This is a genomic window from Xanthocytophaga flava (genome assembly GCF_030068545.1).
Classification (GTDB): Bacteria; Bacteroidota; Bacteroidia; order Cytophagales; family 172606-1; genus Xanthocytophaga; species Xanthocytophaga flava.
Genome location: NZ_JASJOR010000074.1, coordinates 1 through 1,824, shown reverse-complemented (window position 1 = coordinate 1,824; position 1,824 = coordinate 1). Strand labels below are relative to the sequence as shown.

The window sequence follows — 1,824 nt, the reverse complement described above, 5'->3', positions numbered from 1 at the left end:
AACCGATAGCTCTTCTCAGATTTCCATCTACATAAGAAGCAGATGAAAAGTTAGTAATTGCACTTGTTGTCCCATTCAGTACATACATCTCATAACCATTGGTTGTGATAATTCCCTTGGTCAGATTCAATGTATTGGAAATATAGATCGTATTGGAAGGAATCACATAGCCTGAGTTTTTATTAATTTTCAGGTTCACATACGGACTCGTAGAGCTACTGCCCGAGATGGCTTGATTGGTAGTCCCCATCAGGGTAATGGTAGCGGTAGAACTGGCAGAGATTGTGCCACTGTTTAATAAATTACCACACACCTGTAGTTCACTGCTGCTATTTAATGTGACGGTAGCACCTGATTGAATAGTCATAGAACGTACAGCTCCAGTGGTATTGGAAGCCAGTACAGGATAGTTGGTCAGACCAGTCGGAATAACTACATCATCTGAGCAGGTAGGTACTGTACACGATCCCCAGTTATCAGCTTTGGTCCAGTCTGTGGTATAGCCTTGCCACACAAAGTCATCACTGATGGTAGCATAGTTAATAGCAGGATTATCCTTTACCAAACTAATATCATCTATCCCAATATCATTACCTGAGGTAACAAGACTTATATTTCGGATTGATAGTTCGAGTGAAGTTAAGACTCCACTATTAAAGGTCATCGTATATTTCTTCCATCCACAAGTTGCAGTTGCTTTAATATCTTGTCCTAAACGTGTACAGTTACCATACAATCCGAATGATAAGGTAGTATAGTCAGTTAAGGCAACAGCATAAAAGGTAAAGGTATAGTTAGTATTGGGGGTAAGCGTAACCGTTTGTGCCCATAGTTTTTTGGAAGCTCCGTCATATCCATTTCCAACCAACATAGTACCTCCTGAAGGAGGCACATTACTTCCTGATGTAGAAGAAATTGATGCTGCACTGCAAAAAAGGTTGTGAACCGAGACCGGATTTGATGTTAATGTATAGAGACCTTCAGGATATAGAATTGTATTATTTAAAGGAGCAACATATGTATATTCTGAAGTAAACCCGGTATTTCCATTAGAAAAATTTCCATTTGTAACCAGATTCTGAGCCTGAATCTTTACCCCAATCGTTATACAGAAAAGCAACAATATAACTTTCTGTGTATATGCCAATGAAAATCTTGTAAAAAAATGCTGCATATCATTTGATAGTATTTTTCCGCAGCAATTCTACACAAAATTCGACTCTACAATTGTACTACACCCATACCTTAACTTACATATGTCAGAATTGAATACATTCTCTTGAAACCTAATAATTTTACTCAGTGTCAAACTAGTACTTACCCAAAAAGAAGATTAAAAACATTTATCTTTTTGGATAAGTAAGTATAGTAATTGATTGATTATTCCTTGCATTGATATAATCTGAAATCTTATATGTATTTTCAGATTATAATACAATTCTAACTAATATGAAACTATAACAAACATACACTTCTTTGCACTAATTACTCTGTTTCTCACTTTATGCAGGAGGCATACTATAGTGTTTATCGAAATAGAGAAGAAATCACTATTTTCTTACCTGATAATGAGTTTCTGATGTGAAACTTGTTTATCAGTAGTGATCCGCATTACATAAGCTCCTGACGACAAGCCGCTTACTGGCAACAAAGTCTCTCCGCTACCTACTTCCAACTCGATACTCTTCACACACACTCCCTGAATCGTATACAGATTCAACATTGCCTTTCCACTATAGTCTGTCTGCAAATATAAACTCTGACCATCCGATGGATTGGGATACAAGGCAAAACTATATCCATCACTGCCCTGACCAATCTTCA

Annotated in this window: 2 protein-coding genes; both read right to left on the bottom strand. The window is 37.1% G+C overall.

Going from position 1 to position 1,824, the window contains the following annotated elements:
• Positions 1–1,174: hypothetical protein (locus QNI15_RS38765; protein WP_314037578.1), on the bottom strand; the 1,174-nt coding region annotated here is incomplete at its 3' end.
• Between the two features lie 384 nt (positions 1,175–1,558).
• The coding region (locus tag QNI15_RS38760; RefSeq protein ID WP_314037576.1) for a T9SS type A sorting domain-containing protein at positions 1,559–1,824 on the bottom strand (266 nt) is incomplete at its 5' end.